Source organism: Streptomyces sp. HSW2009 (genome assembly GCF_040240285.1).
Taxonomy (GTDB): Bacteria; Actinomycetota; Actinomycetes; order Streptomycetales; family Streptomycetaceae; genus Streptomyces.
The window spans coordinates 1-2,427 of record NZ_JBEHZD010000830.1; the positions used below are offsets into that span (position 1 = coordinate 1).

A 2,427-nucleotide genomic window follows, 5' to 3' on the forward strand; every position below is an offset into this window, starting at 1 on the left:
CGCGCGGCCCCCCCCCCCCCCCCCCCCCCCCCCCCCCCCCCCCGCGCGCCCGCGCCCCCCCCCCCCCCCCCCCCCCCCCCCCCCCCCCCCCCCCCCCCCCCCCCCCGCGGCGCGTCCGCACCCGCCCCGCACCCGCCCCCGGTCCGCACCCGTCCCGCCCGCCCCGCCCCCGGTCCGCGCTGGCCCCGCACCCGCCCCGAGCGGGCCCGTACCACCGCCGGGACCGTCTCCTTATGCTGTCGCCATGCTGACCATCACCCAGGCCCTGCACGACCAGATCGTCGCCCACGCCCGCGCCGACCACCCCGACGAGGCGTGCGGCGTGCTCGCCGGTCCGGAGGGCGGCGACCGTCCCGAGCGGTTCGTCCCGATGCTCAATGCGGCCCGCTCGCCCACGTTCTACGAGTTCGACTCGGGCGACCTGCTGCGGCTCTACCGCGACCTCGACGACCGCGACGAGGTCCCGGTGGTCATCTACCACTCGCACACCGCGACCGAGGCGTACCCCTCGCGCACCGACATCTCGTACGCGAACGAGCCGAACGCGCACTACGTCCTGGTCTCCACGGCCGACACCGACGACGCCGGGCCCTTCCAGTTCCGTTCGTTCCGCATCGTGGACGGTGTGGTCACGGAGGAAGAAGTGCGGGTCGTCGAGGCGTACTGAGCGGCTCCCGCGGGGCTGCGGGGTGGGGCGCGGGACGGGTCCTGTCTCACATGGCGTGACGTAACGTTTCGCCATGTGAGACGGGCTATCCGATGCCCAAGCGGGAATCGATACGATGAGCGCATGGTTGTCCATGACGTGAACGCCGCGAACCGCCGGGGGGTGACCCGCGTGCAGCCAGTCGCAGCCCCGGGCCCGCTGCTCGTGGCGCGGTTGCACGTCGACCTGTGCCGCCTCGCCAGCGCCATCTGTCAGCCGCGCGCAGCCGCCTGATCCTCGCGGCCCGCTCGTCCGCACCCCGCGCCGTACGTCCACGCGCAGCCGCGTGCCGTTCAGTCGACATCCCGCCCCCGCACTCCGACAGGAGCACCCCGCCATGGCCATCGAGGTCCGCATCCCGACCATCCTCCGCACCTACACCGAAGACCAGAAGAAGGTCGACGGCAGCGGAGCCACCATCAAGGAACTCTTCGCCGACCTCGAAACCCGGCACCCGGGCATCCTCGACCGCCTCGTGGACGGCGGTGAGCTGCGCCGCTTCGTCAACGTCTACCTCAACGACGAGGACGTGCGCTTCCTCGGCGGCATCGACACCCCGCTGACCGACGGCGACAGCGTCACCATCCTGCCCGCCGTCGCCGGCGGCGCACCGGACCCGATCGACGCCGCCTGATGCGGTACGACAGCCCGCTGGACGCCGTCGGCAACACGCCGCTGGTCCGGCTGCCCCGGCTCTCGCCATCGGATCAGGTGCGGGTCTGGGCCAAGCTTGAGGACCGCAACCCGACCGGTTCGATCAAGGACCGCCCCGCGCTCCACATGATCGAACAGGCCGAGAAGAACGGCCTGTTGACCCCGGGCTGCACGATCCTGGAGCCCACGTCGGGCAACACCGGCATCGCGCTCGCCATGGCCGCCAAGCTCAAGGGCTACCGCATCGTCTGCGTCATGCCCGAGAACACCAGCGACGAGCGGCGCCAACTGCTGGCCATGTGGGGCGCGGAGATCATCTCCTCGCCGGCCGCCGGCGGCTCCAACACGGCCGTGCGGGTCGCCAAGGAACTCGCCGCCGAACACCCCGACTGGATCATGCTCTACCAGTACGGGAACCCGGACAACGCGGGCGCCCACTACACCACCACGGGCCCCGAGATCCTCGCCGACCTCCCCTCCATCACCCACTTCGTGGCGGGGCTCGGCACCACCGGCACCCTGATGGGCGCCGGCCGCTTCCTGCGCGAGCAGGTCCCCGGCATCCAGATCGTCGCCGCCGAACCGCGCTACGACGACCTGGTCTACGGGCTCCGCAACCTCGACGAGGGCTTCGTACCCGAGCTCTACGACGAGTCCGTGCTCACCACCAGGTTCTCGGTGGGCAGCGCGGACGCGGTGCGCCGCACCAGGGAACTCCTCGCCGAGGAAGGGATCTTCGCCGGCGTCTCCACCGGCGCGGCCCTGCACGCCGCGCTCGGCGTCGCCGCCAAGGCGCAGCGCGCGGGCGAGAGCGCGGACGTGGTCTTCGTGGTCGCCGACGGCGGCTGGAAGTACCTCTCCACCGGTGTGTACACGGCGGCCACCACCGAAGAGGCCATCGCCACGCTGCAAGGACAGCTCTGGGCGTAGCCGCCCCGGCGCCATCGGCAATCGGTATCCAGCGATCAGCAAGCGGTAACCAGCACGGCAGAGACGGCGGCTGGCCATGTGGGGCGCGGAGATCATCTCCTCGCCGGCCGCCGGCGGCGCCAACCCGGCCGTGCGGG

General features: G+C 72.5%; 4 protein-coding genes. All 4 read left to right on the top strand.

Going from position 1 to position 2,427, the window contains the following annotated elements:
* The first annotated feature begins 244 nt into the window (after positions 1–244).
* Entirely contained in the window at positions 245–667 is a 423-nt protein-coding gene (locus tag AAHZ94_RS32675) for a M67 family metallopeptidase (RefSeq protein ID WP_349997330.1), read from the top strand.
* 123 nt (positions 668–790) lie between these two features.
* On the top strand, positions 791–940 hold the full coding sequence (locus tag AAHZ94_RS32680) for a putative leader peptide (RefSeq protein WP_502964852.1): 150 nt from the start codon (positions 791–793) through the stop codon (positions 938–940).
* 103 nt (positions 941–1,043) lie between these two features.
* Positions 1,044–1,340, top strand: a complete 297-nt coding sequence (locus AAHZ94_RS32685; RefSeq protein WP_349997331.1) for a MoaD/ThiS family protein — start codon at positions 1,044–1,046, stop codon at positions 1,338–1,340.
* Positions 1,340–2,290, top strand: coding sequence for a PLP-dependent cysteine synthase family protein (locus AAHZ94_RS32690; protein WP_349997332.1), 951 nt, complete (start codon positions 1,340–1,342; stop codon positions 2,288–2,290). Before AAHZ94_RS32685 ends, AAHZ94_RS32690 begins: the two co-directional genes overlap by 1 nt.
* The last annotated feature ends 137 nt before the right edge of the window (positions 2,291–2,427 follow it).

Coding starts and splice junctions, on each gene's coding strand:
- AAHZ94_RS32675 (WP_349997330.1), top strand. CDS start 245: ATGCTGACCATCACCCAGGCCCTGCACGACCAGATCGTCGCCCACGCC.
- AAHZ94_RS32680 (WP_502964852.1), top strand. CDS start 791: ATGGTTGTCCATGACGTGAACGCCGCGAACCGCCGGGGGGTGACCCGC.
- AAHZ94_RS32685 (WP_349997331.1), top strand. CDS start 1,044: ATGGCCATCGAGGTCCGCATCCCGACCATCCTCCGCACCTACACCGAA.
- AAHZ94_RS32690 (WP_349997332.1), top strand. CDS start 1,340: ATGCGGTACGACAGCCCGCTGGACGCCGTCGGCAACACGCCGCTGGTC.